The sequence below is a fragment of the Pseudomonas sp. HN11 genome, from assembly GCF_021390155.1.
In the GTDB taxonomy this organism is placed as follows: Bacteria; Pseudomonadota; Gammaproteobacteria; order Pseudomonadales; family Pseudomonadaceae; genus Aquipseudomonas.
In genome coordinates, this window is record NZ_CP089985.1 from 4,416,117 (window position 1) to 4,441,730 (window position 25,614).

A 25,614-nucleotide genomic window follows, 5' to 3' on the forward strand; every position below is an offset into this window, starting at 1 on the left:
CAGGAGAGGTCCTTATGCGTTTAACCGGTCTGACACACCCATGGGTTTTCGGCGTGCTGTGCGCGGTTGCCAGCAGCGCAGTGATTGCCGCCAGCAGTGGCCAGGACAGTGCCCGGGAGGAAATCGCCGCCCAAGCAAAAGCCCTTGAGCCGGCGCTGCTGGAAACCCGACGCGACATCCATGCCCACCCGGAACTGGGCAACACCGAAACCCGCACCGCCGAGCTGGTCGCCAGACAATTGCGCGACCTGGGTCTTGAGGTGAAAACCGGCGTGGCGCGCACCGGAGTTGTCGCCGTGCTGAAAGGCGCGCTGCCCGGCCCGACCGTCGCGCTGCGTGCCGACATGGATGCGCTGCCGGTAAAGGAAGTCGCCGACCTGCCCTTTGCCTCCAAAGCCAAAGGTACCTACCTGGGCAAGGAGGTCGACGTGATGCACGCCTGCGGCCACGACGCCCACGTCGCGATCCTACTGAGCACTGCGAAGATTCTGACCGGCATGCGCGAGCGCCTGCCTGGCACCGTGGTGTTCTACTTCCAACCGGCCGAGGAAGGCCCAAGCGATTTCATCCCCGACGGCAAAAACACCTGGGGCGCCAAAATGATGGTGCAGGAAGGCGTGATGAAGGCGCCCAAACCGGACGCAGTGTTCGGTCTGCATGTGTGGGCCGGTGTGCCCGCCGGCCAGATTGCCTACCGGCCAGGGCCAACCCTGGCCAGTTCGGACGATTTGCGCATCAAGATCCTTGGCAAACAGACCCACGCCGGCCGCCCTTGGGATGGTATCGACCCGATCACCGTGGGTGCGCAGACCATTGTCGGGTTGCAGACTGTGGTCAGCCGCCGCACTGACATCTCTTCATTCCCGTCAGTTGTGAGCATCGGTACCATCAATGGCGGCACGCGCTACAACATCATTCCTGAGTCGGTGGACATGACCGGCACCATTCGCTCCTACGACTACGGTATCCGCCAGAAACTGCACGCAGACGTGCGGCAGACCGTAGAGAAAATTGCCGAAAGCGGGGGTGCCAAGGCCGAAGTCAGCATCATCGAGAAGTACGACCCCACCATCAACAACCTGGCGCTGACCGAAAAAATGCTGCCGAGTCTGCGCTGGGCGGCCAACGATGATGTGGTGCAAGGCCCGCTGGTGGGCGGTGCCGAAGACTTCTCGTTTTATGCCAAGGAGGCACCGGGACTGTTTGTGTTCCTGGGCGTGACGCCGAAGGATCAGGACATGAGCAAGGCGGCGCCGAACCACAATCCGGGGTTCTTTGTGGATGAGTCGGCGTTGGTGGTGGGGGTGAGGACGTTGGCGTCGTTGGCGACGGATTACCTGTACGCCAACCAGCCACTGTAACGCGTTTCTGTGGGAGCGGTGTATCAGTTGGTCAGCGCAGCCCCGTCCATCTTCTGGCGCAAGCTCAACGGGCGCATATCGGTCCAGACTTCTTCGATGTAGGCCAGGCACTCTTTTTTCATGCCGCTCTTGCCCACGGTGCGCCAGCCTTCCGGCACAGCCTTGTAGTCAGGCCAGATGGAATACTGTTCTTCATGGTTGACCACCACCTGAAACAGGATGTCGTCGCGGTCAAATACTGAGGTCATTGCTGTTCTCCATCGCTGAAAAGACGGGCTGCGCACCGTGCGCAGCACTGATATCTGTAGAAACGTACCAAGCGTGCAAAAAATTAGAGGCTGGCAACCGCCGCCGCCAACGCACGCCCGAAGATATCGGCTACCTGGTCGACTTCGGCGGCGGTGATTACCAACGGTGGCAGGAAACGCACAACACTGCCATGCCGACCGCCCAGCTCGAGGATCAGCCCACGCTTGAGGCATTCACGCTGCACCAGCGGCGCCAATTGGCGGTGCACGGGCGGATGGCCTTGGACGTCTGGCGTGCCATTCGGGTCCACCAGTTCGACGCCGAGCATCAACCCGCGGCCGCGAATATCCCCCAGGTGCGGGAAGTCACGTTGCAGGATGCGCAGGTGTTCAACCAGGCGTTCGCCCATGGCCGCTGCATGATCGGCCAGGTTGTAATCCTTGAGATAGCGCATCACCGCCGAACCCGCCGCCATCGCCATCTGGTTGCCACGGAACGTCCCGGCATGCGCACCCGGCAGCCAAGTGTCGAGCCAGTCGCGATACACCACCACCGCCAACGGCAGGCTGCCGCCGATGGCCTTGGACATCACTACCACATCCGGAATGATGCCAGCGTGCTCAAAGGCGAACATCTTGCCGGTGCGGCCGAAACCGCTTTGAATTTCATCGACGATCAACGCCACGCCCGCCTGCTCGGTGATGCGGCGCAGTCCACGCAACCAGTCCAGATCAGCCGGGATCACACCGCCCTCGCCCTGCACCACTTCGACAATCACCGCCGCCGGCAGCAACACGCCAGCCTCCGGGTCATTCAGCAGGTTTTCCAGGTAATGCAGGTTGACCCGCACCCCTTGCGCGCCGCCAAGGCCGAACGGGCAGCGGTAATCATAAGGATATGGCAGGAATTGCACGCCATTGCCGAGCAAGGCACCCAAGGGTTTCTTCGGCCCCAGGCTGCCCATCAGGCTCAACGCCCCCTGGCTCATGCCATGGTAACCGCCCTGGAACGACAGCACCGTGCTGCGCCCAGTGGCGGTACGCACCAACTTCAATGCGGCTTCCACCGCATCGGTGCCGGTGGGGCCGCAGAACTGGATCTTTGCCTCGCGTGCCAGCGCAGGCGGCAGCAGGCCGAACAGGTCCTGCACGAACTGGTCCTTGACCGGAGTGGTCAGGTCCAGCGTGTGCAGTGGCAGCTCATCGGCCAGCACTTGCTGGATGGCTTCGATCACCACCGGGTGGTTATGCCCCAGCGCCAGGGTACCGGCGCCGGCCAGGCAGTCGATGAAGCTGCGGCCTTCGACGTCTTCCACGTAGATACCCTTGGCGCGCTTGAGCGCCAAGGGAATACGTCGAGGGTAGCTGCGGGCGTTGGACTCCTGCTGGCGCTGACGGGCGAGTAGCGGGGTTTCGTCGAACTGGTAGAGCGTTTCATGCACCTGGGCGTCTTCGATACGGCTGGTAGCGACTGACATTTCTCGATCCCTCAATACGCTGATGATGGTGACCAAACTGCCGATCCGCTGGCGTCTGGCCCAAGGGCATGCGCACGGATTTCCTGTTCTGGAAACGCACCAGCAAGGAAGGGATTTAGTGGTCGCCGAGCTTTAACTGACGGATTAAGTTCCAAGTGTGGGAGTGGGCTTGCTCGCGACAGCGGTGTGTCAGGCGCCGGAAATGTTGACTGAGCCACCACTTTCGCGAGCAAGCCCGCTTGTGTCTTGAGACAGGATTAAGCTGAAGGTGAGAGGGTGAGTGGCAAGCTGAATGCCCGAAGTGCTTAAAGCACGTGTGGGAGCCCATGCTGCCACTCACTTCTCCGCTCTGGACATGAGCCCGAACAGTTGAACGAGCCCACCTCGAACAGTTACAAGCGTGGGCCAAGCCAGAGCGCTCTCACTTTGAGTGTAAGAGGGTTTGGCTATGTTTTCCTATCCAGCAGGCATTGATGTTTCCAAGGACAGCCTTGAGGCTCGAGTTAATCTGATTGACGTTGGGGTAAGTTGCGCTAACGCCGAAGATGATTTCCCTGGGTTGATTGGGTGGCTATTGCTTCACCAGGTCGGTCGCGTGCTGTTGGAGGCCACTGGCGGTTACGAGCGCAAAGTCATGAAGGCGCTCCAGGCTGCGGGCCTCAACTGCATCAATCCCCGTCGAGCCAAGAGTTTTTCCACGGCGATGGGCCAACAAGCCAAAACCGACCCGATAGATGCAAAGTCCCTTGCGCAGTTCGCAGCGGTACTCGACTCGCCTAACAGCCGAATCACCAGCCCGAAACATGACGAGTTGCGCGCGTTAGTCCAACAGCGAGAAAACTTTATTCAGCAGAGAGACGATGACAAAAGGCGCCTGAAAACGGCCTCATGTGACGTAGTAAAGCCAGCGTTGCAGAGTCATATCGACTACCTGATCAAAGCTGTGAACGCGATAGACCAGTTGATTCGTCAAAGCGCCAACGTGCTAGACCACGAAAAAGTCGAACGCCTGTGTTCAGTTAAGGGCATCGGGCTCATTACGGCGGCTAGCCTTATGGCATACCTGCCGGAGTTGGGTGAGGTTGGCAAGCGTCCGATCGCGGCCCTAGCGGGCCTCGCGCCGTATAACAACGACAGTGGGAAGCACATAGGCGCGCGTCACATTCGTGGCGGAAGGTTTTCCGCACGTCGCTCGCTATACATGGCCTGCTGGGTAGTCATTCGGGACCAGCCTGAATTCCAGGCCCGCTATAAAGCACTGCGTGGCAAAGGAAAATGCGCAAAAGTTGCGCTAATCGCATGCATGCGTGTTTTGTTAATCCGGCTGAACGCAATGCTGCGTGATAGGACTGAATGGAAAGAACACGCTGCCTAGATCGGCAGCGATGTGTCGTTGAAGGTCACACGGCTTGAAGCTGTGGGAGTTTGGCTGTCTTTGAAATCGATGGCCAAGTTATGGTCATCAAGACAGTTGCTCCCACATTTGAACCGCGCTCGGCTTCACAAACCCAGGTATTTTTCGTTCAGTGCATACAAAATCGCGCAGGTTTCAGCGTCCAGAAATCCACAATAATCCCGTGGTCGAAAGTGCATCTGAAACGCCCTCGTCCTCTGTTGAAACCCTTGCCGATTCTTCGCAGGCGCATACCCGTAGCGCTGAAAAGCCCGCTCCACCTCGACCTCCGGCGGCAACCCCAGGCAAAAGCGGCGCTGATACATCGCCTGTGTAGCGTCATCAAACCAGGCCCCCACCCCGGCATCGTGCAAACGCCGCCACGGCAGTTGCGGCCCTGGATCGCTCTTACGGCTGTACGCCACGTCCGAATGCCCGAGAATGTCGGTCGGTCCAATTTGCGGGTAACGCCCGAGAATGTCGCGCAACAGCGCAATCAACACCTCGGTTTGTTCTTCCCCATAGGCCGGAAAGGTGAATACCCCGCCGTCATCCCGCGCCAGGTTGACAATCTCGATGCCAATCGAGCGGCTATTGAGATTGTCGCGCCCCGCCCAATGACTCACCCCGGCATGCCAGGCGCGCTTGTCCTCTGCCACTAACCGGAACACCCGCAACTCTTCGTAACCTGTGGCACGGTAACTGGGATCCTCAGGGTCGGGCAGCAGATAGTGCGCACTCACTCCGTCCTGGGTCAGCGTGCGCAAGGAGGAGCCAAAAGGCGCCGCGGTGTAATGCACGATCACCTGCCGCACGGGTTCACCGTTACGTTCGTTGAAGCCTTTGGCAGGGAAACTGGTATCAATGACCAACATAAGAACTGTCCTTTTCAATACAGGCCGACTCATTCAGCCCGTTCAAGCGCAAAAAATTACCGCCATCCTGACGACTTGATCCTCAGGAGGGCGGTAACTATTTGGCACTTGAAAGAAAAGTGATCAGCGCCGCAGCGGCATGCCCAGGTGGACGCGCAGGCCATCCGGCTGGCTGTCGAACTTCAGCGAACAGGAGCAACGCTGCACAATCGCTTGCACGATCGCCAGGCCCAGGCCACAGCCCTCGCTGCTGCCATTGCGCCAGAAGCGCTGGGTCAGGTACTGCAGGTCCTCGGTGGAGATCTGCTTCCCATGGTCACGCACGCGGAACACCACGTGATCGGCGGCAGTGAACACGCTCAGTTCCACTCGGGTATCGGCCGGCGTATGGCGCAAGGCGTTGTCCAGCAGGTTGCGCAAGGCGGCGACCGCCAAGCCCACCGGCATTTCCACCGGGACGGCCGAAAGGTCATCCGGCAGGATCAGGTCGATACGCGAATTATCACCGGCATTGGCATCCTGGATGGCCAGCCGTGCCACATCCTCGGCACTGGAGTGCATGCCATCGTCAAATGACAGGTTGCCCTCCACCCGCGCCAGCAACAGTAATTGCTCGAGGGTGCGATGCAGGCGGTCTGCGCCCTCCTCGGCATGAGCCAGCGACTGGTCGCGGGCAGCGCCTTCGGTCATACGGGCCACTTGCAGGTGAGTCTTGATCGCCGTCAGCGGGCTGCGCAGTTCGTGGGCGGCGTCACCGGTGAGCCGGCGTTCGCGTTCGATAGTCTTGGCGATGCGTTGCAACAGTTGGTTCTGGGTGTCGAGCAGCGGCTTGAGCTCGCTGGGCAACGGGTGGATCTGCAGGGGTTCCAGGGAGTCGGCACTGCGCCGCATCAAGGCGTCACGCATGCGGTTGAGCGGCAGCAGGCTCTGGCCGATGCCCAGCCACAGCAGGCACAGGCAGCCCAGCATCGCCACGCCCACCGGCACTGAAGCGGCCAGCAGGATCGACAGGTTCAGGGCCTCGCGCTCCACTTGGCGGTCGGCGGTAGTGATTAAAAGGTCGCCGCGCGACAAGGTAAAGCTGCGCCAACCTACGCCATCAATGACTTGATCACGAAAGCCGCTCTTGCGCGACTCCAGCCCCTCATCCGGCGTGGTGTGGCTGCGCGCGAGGATTTCCCCGCGCAAGGAACTGACCTGGCAGGCCATGCCCCCAGGCACCTGCAATTGTTCGGCGCTGAAATGCGCACCGCCACTCACACTGGCCAGGCCCGGCATCTGCTCGGTCAGCCCAGCCACCATGCGTGCCGACGCCACCAGGCGTTGGTCGAGGGAGAACATCATCTGGTTGCGTAGATCGTTGAGCATCCAGGCCGCCGCCAAGGCCCAGATCAACACAAAAGCGGCGCCCAGCTTGAACGTCAGGCGCAGGCGCAGGCTTTTCACGATGCGTCCTCGCCCCCGTCAGCCGGGCCCAGGCGATAGCCGAGGCCGCGTACGGTCTCGACAATGCCATTGCCCAATTTGCGCCGCAGGTGGTGGATATGCACGTTGAGAGCGTTGCTTTCCAACTCGTCATTGAAGCCGTAGACACTGTCCTTGAGCTGCTCGCTGGACAGCACACGCCCCTTGTTGTGCAACAGAGCCTGCAACAATGCCTGCTCGCGGCGCGACAGGTCCACCGGCTCGCCGCCCAGGAAGGTCTCACGGCTGCTGGGGTCGTAGGCCAGGCGGCCATGCTCGATCAGGTTGACGCTGCGCCCCGCCACCCGACGCAACAGGGTTTGCAGTCGCGCGGCGAGTTCGCGCAGGTCGAAAGGTTTAAGCAGGTAGTCATCGGCGCCGGCTTGCAGGCCGTCGACACGGTTGGTCACAGAATCGCGCGCAGTGAGGATCAGCACCGGGATTTCCAGGCCCTGGCTGCGCTGTTGCTGCAGCAGCTTGAGGCCGTCTTCGTCCGGCAGGCCGAGGTCGAGCACCATGATGTCGAACGTGGCCGCCCGGAGCATCGCGCGCGCGGCGCCAGCCGAGGCCACACGCTCGACGGTAAAGCCCTGGGCAGTCAGGCCGGCCACGATGCCGCTGGCGATCAGTTCGTCGTCTTCACAGACCAGTACGTGCATGGTGAACCCTTCATGAAAGATGGGGGTGATTAGAAAAGCGGCAGATTAAGCCCGCATTATGCCGTCAAAGTCTGCAACACCGGACAATCCCTACACTCTAGAATAGCGTCCGGTTAATCATTGGTTAATCAACGCCACACATTGTGTGCCTAACTTGCATCGAACTAAGGCTTGACCATGCGGCATCTGTTTACCTTTCTGCTGGTGTTGTTTGCGGGATTCTCCCAGGCATCGCCGGGCAACCCGTTTGAGACCAAACCCGATTTCCTCCCGGTGGGCAAAGCCTTCACCTTTACCTCCGAACGTCTTGAAAGTGGCGAGACCCAGCTGTATTGGCAGATTGCCGACGGTTATTACCTGTACAAGCAGCGCATGAAGTTCGATGGCCTGGCTGAGAAGCCCGCGCTACCACAAGGCGAGGCCCATAGCGATGAATTCTTCGGTGACCAGGAGGTGTATCGCCAAGGCCTGGAAGTGAAGATCCCGGCTGGCGCTACCGGGCAGGTCAAGCTCGGCTGGCAGGGCTGTGCCGATGCGGGCCTGTGCTACCCGCCGCAGTCGATGACCGTGAACTTGGGTGGCAACCCGGCCGTCGCCGCGACCGCCGAAGCCCAGGACCAGAGCCTGGCCAGCGGCCTGCAACAGCGCAGCCTGGGTTGGAGCCTGCTGATATTTTTCGGCCTGGGACTGCTGCTGGCATTTGCGCCTTGTTCATTGCCGATGCTGCCGATTCTCGCCGGTTTGGTGGTAGGCAGTGGTGCCAGCCCGCGTCGTGGATTTGCCTTGGCCAGCAGCTACGTCGTGTGCATGGCGTTGGTGTATGCGGCGCTGGGCGTGCTCGCAGCCTTGCTGGGTGGCAACCTTGCCGCCTGGCTGCAAACACCGTGGATTCTGGGCAGTTTCGCTACCTTGTTCGTGATACTTGCCCTGCCGATGTTTGGCTTCTTCGAACTGCAACTGCCAGCCTTCCTGCGTGATCGCCTGGACAACGTCAGCCGCCAGCAGAGCGGTGGCAGCCTGGTCGGCGCGGGGGTTCTCGGCGCACTTTCCGGCCTGCTGGTGGGCCCGTGCATGACCGCCCCCCTGGCCGGCGCCCTGCTGTATATCGCCCAGAGTGGCAATGCACTGCACGGCGGCCTGATCCTCTTCGCCATGGGCATCGGCATCGGCATTCCGCTGTTGCTGCTGGTGACCGTGGGCAATCGCTTCCTGCCCAAGCCGGGCACCTGGATGAATGTGCTCAAGGGTATCTTCGGCTTCCTGTTCCTCGGCACCGCCGTGCTGATGATTCGCCCGGTGGTCGATGAAAGCCTGTGGATCGGCCTATGGGGTGCACTGGCCCTGATCATGGCGTACTGCGGCTGGACCCTGGCCCGCGAATACGGGCTGGCCGCCAAGGTATTTGGCGCAGGCTCCCTGCTGCTGGGCTTGTGGGGCGCCGTGCTGGTGATGGGCGCGGCAGGCGGCAGCGACGACCTGTGGCAGCCCTTGAAGGTCTATAGCGGCTCACGTACCACTGCCGCTCCCACCGCCCACGACGCCTTCATGACCATCAGCGACCCCGCCGTGCTGCAAACCCAGCTCGACAGCGCCAAGGCTCAAGGCCAGTGGGTGCTGGTGGACTACTACGCCGACTGGTGCGTGTCGTGCAAGATCATGGAAAAACAGGTATTCGGTAAACCTGAAGTCATGGACGCCCTGAAAGACGTGCGCCTGCTGCGCCTGGACGTCACCGCTGACAACGCCGCCAGCCGCGAGCTGCTCGGCCGCTACAAAGTCCCTGGCCCACCGAGTTTCGTGTGGATAGGCCCGGACGGTGAAGAACGTCGTGCCCAACGCATCACCGGCGAAGTGGATGCCGCCGCCTTCCTGCAAAGCTGGACGCACACCCGGGATGCCCTCTGAATGTTGACCCTGACCATCGGCACCTTCGCCATCGCGCTCAATCACTTGCTGCTGATCAGCGCGCTGATTCTCGCCACCCTGGTGGGCTGGCGCGTGGCCAAGCGTGGCGGTGAAAACCCGGAATCGGTGCTGTTCAGCCTGTTCCTGCTGGGCATACTGGCGGCACGCATCAGCTTTGTGCTGATGTATTGGGGCGAATACAGCAACGACTGGTTGCAGATGGTCGACCTGCGCGACGGCGGCTTCCTCGCCTGGCCCGGTGTGATCGCACTGATCCTCGGCGCACTCGCCTACGGCTGGCGCCGCCCGGCCCTGCGCAAGCCGCTGAGCGCCGGGGTGGTCACCGGCCTGGTGTTCTGGGGCATGGCCAGTTTGTCCCTGAGCCTCTACGACAAAGGCTCGCAACTGCCGGATATCACCCTGCGCAATGCCAATGGCGACGTGGTGCAACTGGCCGATTACAAAGGCGGCCCGCTGGTGATCAACCTGTGGGCCACCTGGTGCCCGCCATGCCGTCGCGAAATGCCCGTACTGGAGCGTGCCCAACATCAACGCCCCGACGTGACCTTCCTGTTCGTCAACCAGGCCGAAAGCATGCAAAGCGTCAGCACCTTTCTCGCCACCCAAGGCCTGACCCTCGATAACGTTTTATTCGATGCCAGCGGCCGCCTCGGCCAGGCCGTGGGCTCCATGGCCTTGCCTACCACCCTGTTCTACCAAGCCGATGGGCGCCTGATCAACAGCCACCTCGGTGAACTGTCCCACGCCAGCCTGGCCCGTGCCATGGAACCTTTCGACTCCACTCCTGCTGCCATAAGGAAACCGACATGCCCCGCCTCCGCCACCTGCTGACCCTGCTGCCGCTGACGCTTGCCGCCACCCTGGCCCAGGCCGAAGACTGGCCGGCGCCGATCAAACAGATCGAAGCCAAGGGCGCCAAGATCCTCGGCAAGTTCGACGCCCCCAGCGGCCTCACCGGCTACGCCGCCCAGTATCAGAACCGTGGCATGGCCCTGTACCTGACCGCCGACGGCAAAAACGTGATCGCTGGCAACCTGTACGACGCCCAAGGCAACGACCTTAGCAGCGCGCCCCTGGAAAAACTGGTGTACGCGCCGATGGCCAAGGAAGTCTGGGCCAAAATGGAAAAAAGCAGCTGGATCCAGGACGGCGATGTGAAAGCTCCACGCATCGTCTACCTGTTCAGCGACCCCAACTGCCCGTACTGCAACATGTTCTGGGAACAGGCCCGCCCGTGGGTAAAGGCCGGCAAGGTGCAGTTGCGCCACATCATGGTCGGTATCATCCGCGAAGACAGCCCGGGTAAATCGGCTGCGTTGTTCGCCGCCAAAGACCCGCAAAAAGCCCTGGAAGAACACGAAGCTGCTGGCAAGGGCAGCAAGCTGCAGGCACTGGACAAGATCCCGGCGGACATTGAGGCCAAACTTGATGGGAATATGAAGTTGATGGATGAGCTGGAATTGTCGGCGACGCCAGCGATTTTCTATCTGGATGACAAGGGAGGGTTGCAGCAACAGCAGGGAGCACCATCGCCGGAGAAGTTGGGGAAGATCATGGGCCCGAAATAGCTGGCACCTGTCAGGCCCTCGTCGCACCACAGCGATGAGGGTCTGACAGGAAAGAAAGGTTAAAGCCCCTCCAGCTCCGCCATCAAATCACTCAACCGATCCACCTTCTCGGCACTGATTTCATTCCCCGCCAACCCGTCGATGTACTCAGCCAACTCCCCCACCGTGCTGCACTCGAACATCGCTCGCAATGGTACATTCCGCTGCAAGGTCTTCTGCACCCGCGAGGCAATCTGCGTGGCCAGCAACGAATGCCCGCCCAGTTCGAAGAAGTTGTCTTGCACCCCTACCCTTTCGACCTTCAACACCTCGGCCCAGATCGCGGCCAAGGTGGTTTCCAGCTCGTTGCGCGGCGCCAGGTAGTCCTGGCTTTGCAATTGGCCGATCTCCAGGGCTGGCAGCGCTTTGCGGTCGAGTTTGCCGTTGGCGTTGAGTGGCAGGCGGTCGAGCCAGAGCCAGTGCAGCGGCACCATGTATTCCGGCAGCTCGGCGCGCAGGCGTTGCTTGATGCGGTCGAGGCGTTCGCTTGGGTTCAGTGCCTCATCCGCCGCCACCAGGTAGCCGACCAGGTGCTTGCCGTTGACGCCTTCCTGCACGCCTACCGCCGCATCGCGCAATTCCGGTTGTTCGTGCAGGCGCGCTTCGATTTCACCCAGTTCGATGCGGTAGCCGCGAATCTTCACTTGATGGTCGACACGCCCGACGTATTCCAGCACACCGTCACTGCGCCGGCGCGCGAGGTCGCCGGTGCGGTAGAGGCGTTCGCCCGCTGCGCCGAACGGGTTGGGTACAAACACGGGAGCGGTGCGCAGCGGGTCGCTGACGTAGCCGCGACCGACGCCCGTACCGGCAACGCACAGCTCACCCACAGCACCTTGCGGCACCAACTCCAGCGCGCCATCCAGCAGATACAAACGGTTATTGTCGGTCGGCGTACCAATCGGCAAGTAGGTGCCACGGGTAGACGCGAGGTCGACGCGATAGAACGCCACATCGTCCGAACATTCCGCCGGGCCATAAGCGTTCACCAGCCCGATTTCTGGGTAACGCAACAACCACTGGTGCGCCAGCTCCGGCGGCATCGCTTCGCCGGTCGGTAACATCCAGCGCAGACCGTCCAGGCCGATACGGTCCTGAGCCAGCATGCCCTGAATCAGCGAGGGCACGCTTTCCAGCACGGTAATCCGTTGAGCCTGGACGTGTTCCAGCAGACCTTGGGGATCATGAGCGATGGTATTTGGCACGATATCCACCCGTGCGCCAAACAGCGGCGCGGCAAGGAACTGCCACACGGAAATATCGAAGCTCTGCGAAGCGGTCTGCGCGATCACATCCGCGTCGCTCAGATTCAGGTACGGCACCTTGCTCAACTGGTTATTGAGCATGCCGCGCTGTTCGACCATCACACCTTTTGGCAGGCCGGTGGAGCCGGAGGTGTAGATCACGTAGGCGAGGTTGTCCGGGCGACTGTAGACGCCGGGGTTTTCGCCACGTGCCGGTAACTCTTCCCACACCAGCAACTGGCAGTCGAAACCCTCCAGCAATTCGATGGCCTGCTCGCGGGATGCTTCGGTGCAGACCAGCAACGGCGTACGACTCAGGTCGATGATGCTGCGCAGGCGCTGGCTCGGCAGGCCTGGATCCAGCGGCAGATAACCGGCACCGGCCTTGAAGCTGCCGATGATCATGCCGAGCAGGTCGAGATTGCGCTCGGCCAGCAACGCCACCGGTTGATCCAGACCGACACCCGCTGCAATAAGCGCATGGCCCAGGCCGTTGCTGCGGCGGTTCAACTCTTCATAAGTCCATTGCTGGTCGAGGCAACTGGCGGCGATTCGCTGCGGATGCGCGGCCACCTGTTCCTCGAACAGTTCAACATAGCTGCGCTCCAGCGGATACTCATGCTCACTCTGGTTGCAGCCCTCCACCAGAAACGCGCGCTCCTGCTCGCCCATCAGCGGCAGGTCGGCCATGTCGCCGTGGAAGCCTTGGACCAACGCCAGCAGCAGGCGCTTGAACTCGCCGAGCATGCCTTGCACGGTAGTTTCATCGAAATAGCGCCGGTCGTAGGACAGGTGCAGGCCCAGGTCGTCGCCCGGATAGCACACGGCGGTCAGCGGGAAGTTGGTGTGGGTGCGGCCGGAATCCGAGGTGGCATTCAGGCTTTGCGCGCGGTCCAGCACCGAGACTTCCACCGGGGCATTTTCGAACACAAACAGGCTGTCGAACAGCGGCTGGCCCTTGGGCAACTCACTGTGTTCCTGGATGGTCACCAGTGGCAGGTATTCGTACTCGCGCAGTTGCATGTTGCTGTCGAGCAGGCCGCTCAACCACTGGCGTACGCTGCAACGCTGGTCGTCCTCAGGCAGTTTCACCCGCAGCGCGATGCTGTTGATGAACAGGCCGACCGTGCGTTGCATCTCCGGCATGTCCACCGGGCGCCCCGCTACGGTCACACCGAACAACACGTCGCGGTCGCCGCTCAAACGGCGCAGCACCAGCGCCCATGCCGCCTGGGCAAACGTATTGACGGTCAGTTGGTGAGCTTGGGCCAGTTCGCGCAGTTGCGCACCGTCGCGGGCATCCAGTCGGGTGTAGCAATCGCCCACCACCATGCCGCCGCTATGGCCCGCGTGTTCACGCAGGAACGGCCGGTCGCTCGGGATCGGCGTGGTGCGTTCGAAGCCCTGTAGGTTCTGCCGCCACCATTGGCGTGCTTCATTCAGGTTCTGGCGTTGCAGCCAGGCGATGTAGTCGCGGTAACGCGGCGGTGTAGCCAGTTGCGCCTCGCGGCCTTCACCCAAGGCCATGTAGAGTTCGAAGAAGTCATTCATCAGCAACGAACGGCACCAGGCATCGATGAGGATGTGGTGGTTGCTCATCATGAACCAGTAGCGCTCAGCGCCGACACGGATCAGACGCAAATGGAACGGCGCCTGGTTGAGCAGATCGAAACCGGCTTCACGCTCGAGCTTGAGCAGCGCTTGCAAACGCGGTTCCTGTTCGCTTTGCGGATCGTTGCTCCAGTCCAGGTACTCAATTGGCGTGCTGCCCGGCTTGTGGATCACTTGCAGCATGTCTTCGCCGACGTTCCAGCAGAACGACGCGCGCAGGGCTTCGTGACGGGCGATCACCGCCTGCCAGGCCTGGGCGAAGCGCTCGGGGTCCAAGGCGCTGTTGATGCGGTAGCGGTCCTGCATGTAGTAGAGACCGGTACCGGGCTCCAGCAGAGTGTGCAGTAGCAGGCCTTCCTGCATCGGGGTCAGCGGGTAGACGTCTTCGATGGCGCTGGCGGCAATCGGCAAGCTGTCGAGTTGCGACTGGGTCAGGTGGGCCAATGGGAAATCGGAAGGCGTGAGGCCACCGGCGTCGTCTTGGAGGCAATGCTGGATCAGGCTTTGCAATTCGGCGAGGTAGGCATCGGCCAGTGCATGGATGCTCTGTTGATCGTGGCGCTCGCGACTGAAGGTCCAGCGCAGCACCAGTTCACCACCGTACACCTGGCTGTCGACGCTCAACTCGTTGGGCAGCGGCGCGTCCGAGTCATGGGCCAGGCCGGCGGATTCGTCCAGCGGGTGGAACAGCGCATCGGCGCCGAAGCTCTGGTCGAATTGGCCGAGGTAGTTGAAGGTAATCTGCGCGCCCGGCAGCGCGGCCATGCTCTGTTTGCACAGGTCGTCGGCCAGGTAGCGCAGCACGCCATAACCCAGGCCTTTATGGGGCACCGCGCGCAGTTGTTCCTTGATTGCCTTGATCGAATCGCCCTGCCCGGCTTGCGGGGTCAGGCGCAGCGGGTAGGCACTGGTGAACCAGCCGACAGTGCGGGTCAGGTCGATGTCATCGAACAGGGTTTCGCGGCCATGACCTTCCAGTTGGATCAGCGCTGAGGCGTGACCACTCCAGCGGCACAATACACGGGCCAACGCAGTCAGCAACAGGTCGTTGACCTGAGTGCGATAGGCGCTTGGCGCTTGTTGCAGCAACTGTCGGGTGCGTGCGGCGTCCAGGCGCACGCTGATGGTTTCGGCATCGCGGTTGCGCATCGAACCGTGCGGGCGAGCTACCGGCAATACCGCGTCAGGGCCGGCCAGTTGGTCTCGCCAGACGCTCAATTCCTCACGCAAGGATTCGCTGCCGGCGTAGGCCTGCAAGCGCGCGGCCCAGTCCCGCAGGGCACTGGTCTTGGCCGGCAGGCTGACGGATGGGCCGTCGCTCAGTTGGCGGTAGACGTTTTGCAGGTCTTCCAACAACACGCGCCACGACACGCCGTCCACCACCAGGTGATGGATTACGATCAACAGGCGTTGCTGCCCCTCGGGCCCGTCCACCAGCAAGGCGCGTAGCAGTGGGCCGTGTTCCAAGTCGAGGCTGCGTTGGGTGTCGGTGAATAGTGCGGTGCAGTGCGCCATGTCGCGCACTTGCGCCTGCATCAGCACACCGCCTTGCGGAACGGCACTGTGTTCGGCGTGCCATTGCGCGTCGCGCTGGGAGAAACTCAGGCGCAGGGCATCGTGGTGTTCCAGCACCGCCAGCAACGCTTGCTCCAGGCGATGGGGGTCGAGCAGTTGCAGCGGCTTGAGGACCAGCGCCTGGTTCCAGTGCTGACGGTTCGGGATCTCGGTGTCGAAGAACCACTGCTGGATCGGCGTGAGGCTCGAACTGCCGGTAATCACGCCTTGCTCTGCGGTGATTTGCTTGGAGCGCGTGGCCACGGCGGCCAAGGTCTGCACCGTCTGATGCTGGAACAGGTCGCGGGGGCTGAAATGAATCCCCGCCTGCCGCGCACGGCTGACCACCTGGATCGACAGGATCGAGTCACCACCCAGCTCAAAGAAGTTATCGTCCAGGCCGACTTGCTGCACGTTCAGCACCGCACGCCAAATCGCCGCCAAGGTGCTTTCAAGCTCATTGCGGGGTGCCACATAATGTTGACGGTTGGCTTCGGGGTCCGGTTGCGGCAAGGCACGACGGTCGAGTTTGCCGTTGGCGGTCAGCGGCATGCTGTCCAGCACGATCAGATGCGCGGGCACCATGTAGTCCGGCAGCTGCGCCTTGAGATGGGTCTTCAGCACATCGCGTAATGCGCAGTGCTCGGCCTCGCTGACCAGGTACGCCACCAGCTGTTTGCCGCTCGGTGAATCCAGCGCCAACACCACCGCTTCGCGCACGGCCTCGTGTTCCAACAGACGGGTTTCGATCTCGCCCAGTTCAATACGGAAACCACGGATCTTCACCTGATGGTCGATGCGTCCCAGGTACTCCACCAGGCCATCGACGCGTTGGCGCACCAGGTCGCCGGTGCGATACAGACGGCCGCCGTTGCTCGCGAATGGATCGGCGACAAACCGTTCCGCCGTCATGCCCGGACGCTGATGATACCCCTGGGCCAGACCCGCGCCGCCGACATACAACTCACCGGTCGCCCCCTGCGGCACCAGGGCCAGGTCGGCGTCGAGAATGTAGGCCACACGGTCGCCGACGATGCTGCCGATCGGCACGCTGGCGGCGCCCTCCTCCAACTGCTCGGGCGCTAGGCTGGCCAGCGGCATCACCACGGTTTCAGTCGGGCCATAGGCGTTGAAGAACACCTGGGGTTTGAACGCGGCACGAATACGCTGCAAGTGTTCTCCGGTCAGGGCTTCGCCGCCGGTGATGCACATGCGCACCGGCAAGGTCTGCTGCTGGCTCGCCAACCACTGCGCCAACTGGCTGCCGTAGCTCGGTGTAAAGCCCAGGATGTTGATGCCATGGGTGCGGATCAATCCGCAGATTTCTTCTGCGTCCCACTGGCCCTGGGCACGCAACACCACCTGCGCGCCACTGAGCAGCGGCACCAGCAGGCGCTCGGTGGCGGCGTCGAAGTTGATCGAATAGAAGTGCAGCTCGCAATCGTCCGAGCGCATACCAAACCGCTTGATCACCGCCGCGCAATGCATGGCGATTTCACCGTGGGACACCACCACGCCTTTCGGCTTGCCGGTGGAGCCAGAGGTGTAGATCAAATAGGCCTGATGGTGCGGCAGGCTGATAAACGGCGGCTCATCGGCCGGGTAGTTGGCGAGCACCGGCGAATCATCTTCGAGGCACCAGCACCCCACGCTCGCCGGCCACTCGCCGAGGGCTGCGAACATCGCCGCATCACTGAGCAGCAGGCCGATGCCACTGTCTTCGATCATGTAGTGCAAGCGGTCCAGCGGGTATTCAGGGTCCAGCGGCACGTAGGCGCCGCCGGCCTTGAGGATCGCCAGCAGGCCGATGACCATCTCCAGGGAGCGCGGCAACGCCAGGCCGACGCGCACCTGCGGGCCGACGCCACGCTCGCGCAGCATCCAGGCCAACCGGTTGGCGCGGGCGTCCAGCTCACGGTAGCTGAGGGTAACGCCGACAAAGGTCAGCGCCGGCGCATCACCACGGGCTGCCGCCTGTTGGCTGAAGAGTTGATGGATACACTGGTCGAGACGGTGCTCACCTTTTTCAATACCCAGGCTGTCTTGCAACGCACGCTGCTCATCGGCACTCAGCAACGGCAATTCGCTGAGGCGCTGCTGCGGATTGGCGATCAACGCTTCCAGCAGATTGCGCCAGTGCTTGGCCATGCGCGCAATGCGCGGTTGGTCAAACAGATCGGTGCTGTAGGTCAGGCAGCAACCCAGGCGATGGTCGAGGTCGGTGACTTCCAGGTTAAGGTCGAACTTGGTCGCGCGCGCATCGTTGGCCAGGTACTCGACGGTCATGCCGGCGAGTTGACGACTCTGCTGGAATTCCCAGCGCTGCACGTTGCACATCACCTGGAACAACGGGTTGTACGCCGCACTGCGCGGCGGCTGCAGGGCTTCCACCAGGTGGTCGAAGGGCAGGTCCTGATGGGACTGGCCCTCGATCACGGTGTGGCGCACGTGCTCGAACAATTCAGCAACGTTCATCTGCCCATCGAGCTGGCAACGCAGTACCTGGGTGTTGAGGAACGCGCCGATCAGCCCTTCACTTTCCGGGCGAATGCGGTTGGCGACCGGGGCGCCGATACGCAGGTCGGTCTGGCCGCTGTAGCGGTAGAGCAACACGGCCAGGGTCGCGGTCATGGTCATGAACAGGGTCAGACCACGCTCGGCATTGAAGGCACGCACTCGGGCTGCGAGGTCGTCGCTCAAATCGAAGCGGTACAACTCGCCCTGATGGCTTTGCACAGGCGGGCGTGCACGGTCGCCGGGCAGTTCCAGCAGTGGGTGTTCATTGCCCAGTTGCGCAGTCCAGTAATCCAATTGGCGCTGACGCTCGCCGGATTCCAGCCACTGGCGCTGCCACACGCTGTAGTCGAGGTATTGCACGGGTAGCGGCGCCAGCGGCGAGTCGCGCTCATCGATAAAGGCCTCGTACAACGCGCTGAGTTCACGGGCAAAAATGTCCATGGCCCAGCCTTCGGTAACGATATGGTGCAGGGTCAGCACCAGGTAGTGTTCCTGCTCGCCGGCCTTGACCAGGCACGCACGCAGCAACGGCCCGGTTTCAAGGTTGAAGGGTGTATGGGCTTCATGATCGGCCAGTTGTTGCAGGCGCGGTTGACGTTCGGGTTCGCTCAGCGCGGAGAAGTCCTGCCAATCCATGCGCAGCCCGGTCTGCGACGAGACCTTCTGATAGGCCACACCATCGACGCTCGGGAACGTCGTGCGCAGGGTTTCGTGACGCATGATCAGCGCCTGCAGCGCCGCCTCGAATCGCCCTACGTCCAACACACCACGCAAACGCGCCATGCCGCCGACGTTGTAGGCCGGGCTGTCCGGTTCCATCTGCCACAGGAACCACATGCGCTGCTGGGAATAGGACAGCGGCACCGGCTGGCTACGGTCGACCTTGGCGATGGCGGTCTGTTGGTTGCGTTGGCCCGAGGCCTGGATCAGACCGACCTGCTCAGTGAAAGCCCCCAACTCACTGGCTTCGAACAAGGTGCGCAGCGGCAGCTCGACGTCACAGGCCTGACGGGTGCGGGAGATGATCTGCGTGGCCAGCAATGAGTGGCCGCCAAGGGCGAAGAAGTCATCGCTCAGGCCGATGCTTGGCAGGCCGAGGACTTCACGCCAGATCGCGGCGATCTGCAGTTGCAGCGGGGTTTCAGGCTCGATGTGTTCGCGGGTTTGCCACACCGGCTCCGGCAATGCGTGACGGTCCAGCTTACCGCTGGGGCTCAACGGCATGGCGTCCAGGCGCATCAGCAGCGCGGGCACCATGTACTCCGGCAGCTCGGCGGCCAGGGCGGATTTGATCTGCTGTTCGTCCAGCTCGCCATGGGCGGTGAAGTAGCCGATCAACTGCCCATCAAGCACCAGCACTACAGCTTGGACGATGCCCTCCAGGGCAAGCATGCGCGCTTCGATTTCTTCCGGTTCCACGCGAAAGCCGCGCAGTTTGACTTGTTGATCGAGGCGACCGAGGTACTCAATCACGCCGTCGGCGTTCCAACGGGCGCGGTCACCGGTGCGGTACAAGCGTGCCCCCTGGTGGTCGGCAACAAAACGCTCAGCCGTCAATCCGGCGCGGCCAAGGTACCCCCGGGCCAGGCCAATGCCGCCGATGCACAGTTCGCCCGGCACACCCAGCGGCACGGAGTTGAGCTGCTCATCCAGCACGCGGCAAATCACATTGCCCAGCGGGCGACCAATCGGCGAACGGTCGCCGTCTTCCGCGCGGCAGTGCCAGTGGGTTACGTTGATTGCGGTCTCGGTCGGGCCATAACGGTTGTGCAATTGCACCGCCGGCAACTGTGCCAATACGCGATTACGCAACTCGGCCGGCAAGGCTTCACCGCCGGAGAACAGGCGACGCAGGCTGGTGCATTCGGTCACCAACGGCTCGTCGATAAACAACTGCAACAGCGGCGGCACGAAGTGCAGCGTGGTCACGCCGTGTTCCTGCACCAGCTGCGCGATACGATGCGGGTCGCGGTGCTCACCTGGACCGGCCAGCACCAGGCGGCAACCGGTGATCAGTGGCCAGAAGCATTCCCACACCGACACGTCGAAACTGATCGGCGCCTTTTGCATCAGCACATCGGTGCCGTTGAGTTGATAGGTGGCCTGCATCCACTGCAAGCGCTCGGCCAGGGCCGCATGGGTATTGCCCACGCCTTTGGGCTGGCCGGTGGAGCCGGAGGTGTAGATCACGTAGGCGAGATTGTCGCCGTGCAAGTGCAAGCCGGGCGGCTGGGTCGGCCAGCTGTCGAGGTGCAGGCTGTCCATCGCGATGACGCACACGCCTTCGGCACTCGGCACCTGTTCCAACAACGCGGTCTGAGTCAGCAACAGGTGGACGCCGCTGTCCTTGAGCATGTAGGCCAGGCGTTCGGCGGGATAGTCAGGGTCCAGCGGCACGTAGGCACCACCGGCCTTGATGATCGCCAGCAAACCGATCAGCAATTGTGGCGAACGCTCGGCGGCGATGGCCACGCACACGTCCGGGCCGACGCCTTTGTCACGCAGGTAGTGGGCCAGGCGGTTGGCCTGAGTGTGCAACTGGACGAAGGTCAGGCTGCCGCCGTCCCAGACCAGCGCGGTGTTGTCCGAGGTCTGCTGGTTGAGCAGTTCCGGCAGCCACTGTTGCGCTGGCGCGCAGGGTGCTTTGCTGTAGAGCGCCTGTTCGTCGTGTTGCATCAGCGTGAGGTCGCCGATGGCTTGCTCGGGCTGTTCGCAAACAGCGTGCAACAGGTTGATGTAGTGCTCGGCCAGGCGCTGGATGGTCGCGCTGTCGAACAGTTCATCGGCGTAGTCGAATGACAGGCTCAGGCGCCCGTTGCGGTCTTCTTCGGTGTGCAGTTGCAGGTCGAACTTGGCTTCACGGCTGTGCCACGGCAACTCGTCGGCGAGCATACCCGGCAGGCGCCGCAAGGCACTGAGGTCGCGTTGCTGGTGGTTGAACATGACCTGGAACAGGCCCTGCTCGCGAGCTTGCGGGAAGGTTTCCAGCAGTTGTTCGAATGGCAGATCCTGATGGGCCTGGGCGTCCAGCGCAGCCTGGCGGGTCGCGGCCAACAGCTCGGTGAAAGGCAGGCGTCCATCCAGCTCGGCACGTAGCACCAACGTGTTGATGAAGAAGCCGACCAGGCCTTGGGTTTCCTGGCGCGAACGGTTGGCATTGGGCACGCCGATGCGGATATCACGCTGACCGCTGTAGCGATGGAGCAGGCTTTGGAACGCTGCGAGCAACAGCATGAACGGAGTGGATTCGTTGGCCTGGGCGACCTGGCGAATCGCTTCGCTGAGGCTCGCGCCAAGGCGCACGGTGTGGCGTGAGGCACTGTGACGGTGGTGTGCCGAGCGCGGGTGGTCGGTCGCCAGGCTGAGGGTGGGATGCTCTTCACCCAGCTGCGCTTTCCAGTACGCCAATTGCCGCTGGCCTTCACCTTCGGCCAGCCATTGACGCTGCCAGCTGGCGTAGTCGGCGTATTGCAAGGCCAGGGGCGGCAGTTCCAGGGTTTCGCCCTGAGCTGCGGCGGCATAGAGACGCGAGAACTCGTCTATCAGAATATTGAGCGACCAACCGTCGGCGATGATGTGGTGCAGCGTCACCAGCAGTTGGTGATCTTCATCGTCGAGGCGTACCAGCGTTACCCACAACAGCGGGCCGTTTTCCAAGTCGAACTGGGTGCGCGCTTCGTCTTCGCGGATCTGTAGCGCACGGGCTTCGCGCTCGGCAACGGGCAGGTCGCTGAGGTCGATGACTTGCAGGTCGAAATCAGCCTTGGCGTCGACACGTTGAAAAGCCTGACCGTCGCGCTCGTAGAAACGCGTGCGCAGGGCTTCGTGGCGCTGGACCAGTTGCTGGAAGCTGACGCGCACGGCGTCTTCATCCAGCTCGCCACGCAGGCGCAGCGCGCCGGGGATGGTGTAGGCGCTGCTGCGGGGGTCCAATTGCCAGGTGATCCACAAACGGTTCTGCGCCAAGGATTGAGGCAACTCGTCCTGGCGCGACAGGCTGCGAATCGCACCTTGGGCAACGCCGCCGTCATGCTGCAATTGCGCAATGTTGGCGGCAAAGCCTTCCAGGGTTGGCGCTTCGAACAGCATGCGCAGATTCAGTTCCATGGCGAGGGTTTCACGCAGGCGTGCGACCACCTGAGTGGCGGTGATGGAGTTGCCGCCGAGCAGGAAGAAGTGATCGTCGGCGGCCACTGTTGCCACCTGCAACTGCTCGCACCAGATCGCGGCGATCTGCTGTTGCAGCTCAGAGTGCAATGCTCCATCGCTCGCGTGTGCTTGCACATCGGGGAACTGCGCATAGCTGTCGAGGCTGCCGTCCTTGTGGCGAAGCGCACACGCTGCGCGCTGTACTTTTCCGCTGGAAGTCTTCGGCAAGGCGCCGGGGTTGAGCAATACCACCACGCTTGGCGCTTCTTGATACGCCTCGGCAACGGCCTGGCGGATCGCTTTGATCAGCGCTTCGGGCGGCAGGATTTTCTGCACGCTGCGGCTGATTTCGGCGGCAATGCCGATACCTTCCAGGCCCTGCTCATTCACCGCAAATGCGGCGACCCGGCCTTTGCGCACCACTTCCACTTCGCGCTCAATGGTCTGCTCGATGTCCTGCGGATACAAGTTGTGGCCGCGCACGATCAGCAAGTCCTTGAGTCGACCGGTGATGTACACCTCGCCGTCTCGGATGAAGCCCAGGTCGCCGGTGCGCAGCCAGGTACCGCCGGCGTGCTGCACGAAGGTCTTGGCGGTGGCTTCGGGGTTGCGCCAGTAGCCGTGGGCAATGCTCGGGCCGCTGGCCCAGAGTTCACCGACGCTGTTGTCGGGCAGCTCCACAAGGGTCTGTGGGTCGGCAATCAGTACCGCATGGTCGGGCTGGCTGGTGCCGCAGCTCATGATCGCACTGCCCCGCCCCGGCTCGGCGCGGTTGGCGGCCAAGGCCTGATCATCGACACGCAGCGCCGGGATGCCCTGCCCACGGGTGCCGCCGGCGACAAACAGGGTCGCCTCGGCCAGACCATAGGAAGCGAAGAAATTGTTCGGGGTAAAACCGCAGGCGGCGAATTTCTCGGCGAAGCGTTCCAGGGTGTCGAGCCGGATCGGCTCGGAGCCGGAATAGGCTACGCGCCATTTGCTCAAGTCCAGGCGCTCCAGGGCTGTCTCGCTGACCCGTTCGCTGCACAGGCGATAGGCGAAATCCGGACCGCCGCTGATGGTGCCGCCGTATTCGCTGATCGCTTCGAGCCAACGCAACGGCCGACCGAGAAAGTAGGCCGGCGACATCAGCACACACGGCACACCACTGAAGATCGGCTGCAGCAGGCCGCCGATCAGGCCCATGTCGTGGTACAGCGGCAACCAGCTGACGATCACGTCATCCGGGTTGAGGTCGATGCCGAAACCGCGACGGATCAACACTTCGTTGGCGACCAGATTGCCGTGGCTGACTTGCACGCCCTTGGGCAGCGCGGTAGAGCCGGAGGTGTATTGCAAAAAGGCGATATCGTCCGGGTGCAGGTCAGGGGCGACCCAATTGCCGACATCTTGCAAGCTATCGACGCTCAACACCGGCGGCGCATGTTCGATCTGCGACAGGCCATCAGCGAGGCTGGCGATGGTCAGCAACAGGCGCGGCTCGGCATCGCTGATGATCGACAGCAGGCGCTCCTGATGGTGACGGCGGGTGGACTCCGGCGGATAGGCCGGCACCGCAATGACCCCGGCGTACAGGCAACCGAAGAACGCCGCGACGTAATCCGGACCGCTGGGAAACAACAGCACGGCACGATCGCCCAGGTCCGCATTGGCCTGCAAGGCGGCGGCAATGGTGCGGGCGCGCTGGTCCAGGTCGCGATAACTGAGTACAACGCTGTGCTCGGCGGATTCGGCAAGGAAGCGCAAGGCGACTTGGTCCGGGGTTCGCTCTGCGCGACGTTGAAGGGACTGGACCAGGGTGCGGGGAAGTTCGAAGGCGTCCATCATGGGGTTCCTGCCTGAAATCGGCTTACGGGAAATTCAAGAATTCGGGAGCTGGTTCAGCCGACAGCGAGTGACCGCGCCGCACCATTGCGCCAGCGGGCCAGGTGTTCGTCGGCGTAGCGCCGCATGCAGCGCAGCACGGCGGTTTCGTGTTGCATGAGGAAGAAGTGGTGGCCGTCGAACATGTCCAGGGAAAAGCCACTGGCGGCGTCGAGTTGCCAGTCGAGCAACTGGTCGACGCGCACACTGTCCTGTTTGCCGCCGAACACGTGGATCGGCATGCCCAGCGGCGCACGCTCGCCGTAGGTGAAACTGCCGCACAGCAGGAAATCGGCGCGCAGGATCGGCAGCATCAACTGCATCAACTCGGGGTTGGCCAGGACTTCTTCGGCGGTGCCTTGCAGTTCGCGCAGGCGGGCGATCAGTTGTTCATCGGTCTTTTCGATAGCGTATTCGCTGACGTCGCGATGTGCCGGTCCGGCCGTGCCGGAAGCGAACAGGGCCAGTGGTGGCGGCACGTTGCGCGCACGCAGCGCATGCGCCAATTCGAAGGCCAGCAGGCCGCCGAGGCTGTGACCGAACAAGGCGTAGGGGCCGTTCAAGTCATGGCTGATTTCATCGGCGAGCTGGGCGGCCAACACCTTGATATCGCGTTGCAGCGGCTCGTCCATGCGCATGCCACGCCCGGGCAACTCCAGCGGACACACTTGCAACCATTCAGGCAAGGCCCGGCGCCAGCGCGCATACACCATGGCGCTGGCGCCCGAATAGGGCAGGCAGAACAGGCGCAGCCGGGTCGGCGTACTCATCGAGTGACGACTCCAAACTTAAACTCGCTGTATGCACGATAGAAACCCATTTCGCCCTCCTGCGGGTGCTGATCCTTGGCCGTTTACTAACAGGCCTGTCACCCAGAAGAACGGACGGCACCGGCAAATAATTAGTCGCCGGGTATGAGCGAGGCGTGGTTCACACCTAACAAGAAAGCATAAGATTAGTTCGCCTTCTCATTTGACAATCATTATCATTCAGAATAATTTGTTGCCCGATGTGTAGGAGGCCTCAGCAAGGACGCCCTCCCCTAACCTCTTTTGCGACAAGGTGATTTCCATGACGGAACAAGTATCCACAGGCAGGTGCGACTCACCGCTTCTCCAGGCATTCGTCGATAATCGTCTGATTCTGGTGAAGATCGCGGCGCGCATTACAGGGTGCCGCTCCCGCGCCGAAGACGTAGTGCAGGACGCCTACTTCCGGCTGCAATCGGCGCCGACGATCACGTCATCGTTCAAGGCTCAATTGAGTTATCTGTTCCAGATCGTGCGTAACCTGGCTATCGATCACTACCGCAAGCAGGCCCTGGAGCTCAAATACTCCGGGACGGAAGAAGAAGGCTTGAATGTGGTTATTCACGGCGCTTCACCGGAAACCTCGCACATCAACTTCAACACCCTGGAAAACATCGCCGACGCCCTGACGGAGCTGCCGCAACGCACCCGCTACGCGTTCGAGATGTACCGCCTGCACGGCGTACCGCAAAAGGACATCGCCAAGGAACTCGGCGTGTCGCCGACCCTGGTGAACTTCATGATCCGGGATGCGCTGGTGCACTGCCGCAAGGTGTCGGGCAGGCATAGCGATACGTTTGCGCGCCGGGTCTGACCCATCGCTGTAAGAAATGTGGGAGCAAGCCCGCTCCCACAC

13 protein-coding genes are annotated in these 25,614 nt (G+C 62.2%); 6 read left to right on the forward strand and 7 right to left on the reverse strand.

Translation table 11 applies throughout. The annotated features are described in order from the left end of the window. Positions 1-14 precede the first annotated feature (14 nt). Positions 15-1,361, forward strand: coding sequence for an amidohydrolase (locus tag LVW35_RS20120; protein ID WP_233891736.1), 1,347 nt, complete (start codon positions 15-17; stop codon positions 1,359-1,361). Between the two features lie 23 nt (positions 1,362-1,384). On the opposite strand, the gene LVW35_RS20125 is transcribed toward LVW35_RS20120, so the two are convergent. After that, positions 1,385-1,609 (reverse strand): MbtH family protein, encoded by a 225-nt coding sequence (locus LVW35_RS20125; protein ID WP_049712200.1) that lies wholly within the window; start codon positions 1,607-1,609, stop codon positions 1,385-1,387. Between the two features lie 83 nt (positions 1,610-1,692). Continuing rightward, the gene (locus LVW35_RS20130; protein WP_233891737.1) at positions 1,693-3,087 is read right to left on the reverse strand and encodes an aspartate aminotransferase family protein; all 1,395 of its coding nucleotides are present in this window, start codon (positions 3,085-3,087) and stop codon (positions 1,693-1,695) included. Positions 3,088-3,535: 448 nt separating this feature from the next. On the opposite strand from LVW35_RS20130, the gene LVW35_RS20135 reads away from it, so the two are divergent. Further along, positions 3,536-4,462 (forward strand): IS110 family transposase, encoded by a 927-nt coding sequence (locus tag LVW35_RS20135; protein WP_233891738.1) that lies wholly within the window; start codon positions 3,536-3,538, stop codon positions 4,460-4,462. Positions 4,463-4,587: 125 nt separating this feature from the next. On the opposite strand, the gene LVW35_RS20140 is transcribed toward LVW35_RS20135, so the two are convergent. The 3 genes from LVW35_RS20140 to LVW35_RS20150 form a co-directional block, all read right to left on the reverse strand. Next, positions 4,588-5,355, reverse strand: coding sequence for an N-acetylmuramoyl-L-alanine amidase (locus tag LVW35_RS20140; protein ID WP_233891739.1), 768 nt, complete (start codon positions 5,353-5,355; stop codon positions 4,588-4,590). A 123-nt stretch (positions 5,356-5,478) separates the two neighbouring features. Then, a complete protein-coding gene (locus LVW35_RS20145; RefSeq protein WP_233891740.1) occupies positions 5,479-6,801 on the reverse strand; it encodes an ATP-binding protein in 1,323 nt (440 codons plus the stop codon). Then, positions 6,798-7,478, reverse strand: a complete 681-nt coding sequence (locus LVW35_RS20150; RefSeq protein ID WP_010208813.1) for a response regulator — start codon at positions 7,476-7,478, stop codon at positions 6,798-6,800. Before LVW35_RS20150 ends, LVW35_RS20145 begins: the two co-directional genes overlap by 4 nt. Positions 7,479-7,655: 177 nt before the next feature. Here LVW35_RS20150 and dsbD point away from each other — a divergent pair, with 177 nt between their 5' ends. Genes dsbD through dsbG form a run of 3 tightly spaced genes read left to right on the forward strand, consistent with a single transcriptional unit; the run spans position 7,656 to position 10,972 of the window. Continuing rightward, positions 7,656-9,383 carry a protein-disulfide reductase DsbD gene (gene dsbD / locus LVW35_RS20155; protein ID WP_233891741.1) on the forward strand — a complete coding sequence of 576 codons (1,728 nt, stop codon included), beginning with the start codon at positions 7,656-7,658 and terminating at the stop codon, positions 9,381-9,383. After that, positions 9,384-10,235 (forward strand): TlpA disulfide reductase family protein, encoded by an 852-nt coding sequence (locus tag LVW35_RS20160; RefSeq protein WP_233891742.1) that lies wholly within the window; start codon positions 9,384-9,386, stop codon positions 10,233-10,235. It begins immediately after the preceding gene. Further along, positions 10,211-10,972 carry a thiol:disulfide interchange protein DsbG gene (gene dsbG / locus LVW35_RS20165; RefSeq protein ID WP_233891743.1) on the forward strand — a complete coding sequence of 254 codons (762 nt, stop codon included), beginning with the start codon at positions 10,211-10,213 and terminating at the stop codon, positions 10,970-10,972. The genes LVW35_RS20160 and dsbG overlap by 25 nt, the downstream gene beginning before the upstream one ends. A gap of 59 nt (positions 10,973-11,031) precedes the next feature. On the opposite strand, the gene LVW35_RS20170 is transcribed toward dsbG, so the two are convergent. Together LVW35_RS20170 and LVW35_RS20175 are read right to left on the reverse strand one after the other, a co-directional pair. After that, positions 11,032-23,913, reverse strand: a complete 12,882-nt coding sequence (locus LVW35_RS20170; RefSeq protein WP_233891744.1) for a non-ribosomal peptide synthetase — start codon at positions 23,911-23,913, stop codon at positions 11,032-11,034. A 53-nt stretch (positions 23,914-23,966) separates the two neighbouring features. Beyond that, positions 23,967-24,719, reverse strand: coding sequence for a thioesterase II family protein (locus LVW35_RS20175; RefSeq protein WP_233891745.1), 753 nt, complete (start codon positions 24,717-24,719; stop codon positions 23,967-23,969). 301 nt (positions 24,720-25,020) lie between these two features. Between LVW35_RS20175 and LVW35_RS20180 the strand changes: the two genes are divergently transcribed. Next, positions 25,021-25,572 carry an RNA polymerase factor sigma-70 gene (locus LVW35_RS20180; protein ID WP_233891746.1) on the forward strand — a complete coding sequence of 184 codons (552 nt, stop codon included), beginning with the start codon at positions 25,021-25,023 and terminating at the stop codon, positions 25,570-25,572. Positions 25,573-25,614 lie beyond the last annotated feature (42 nt).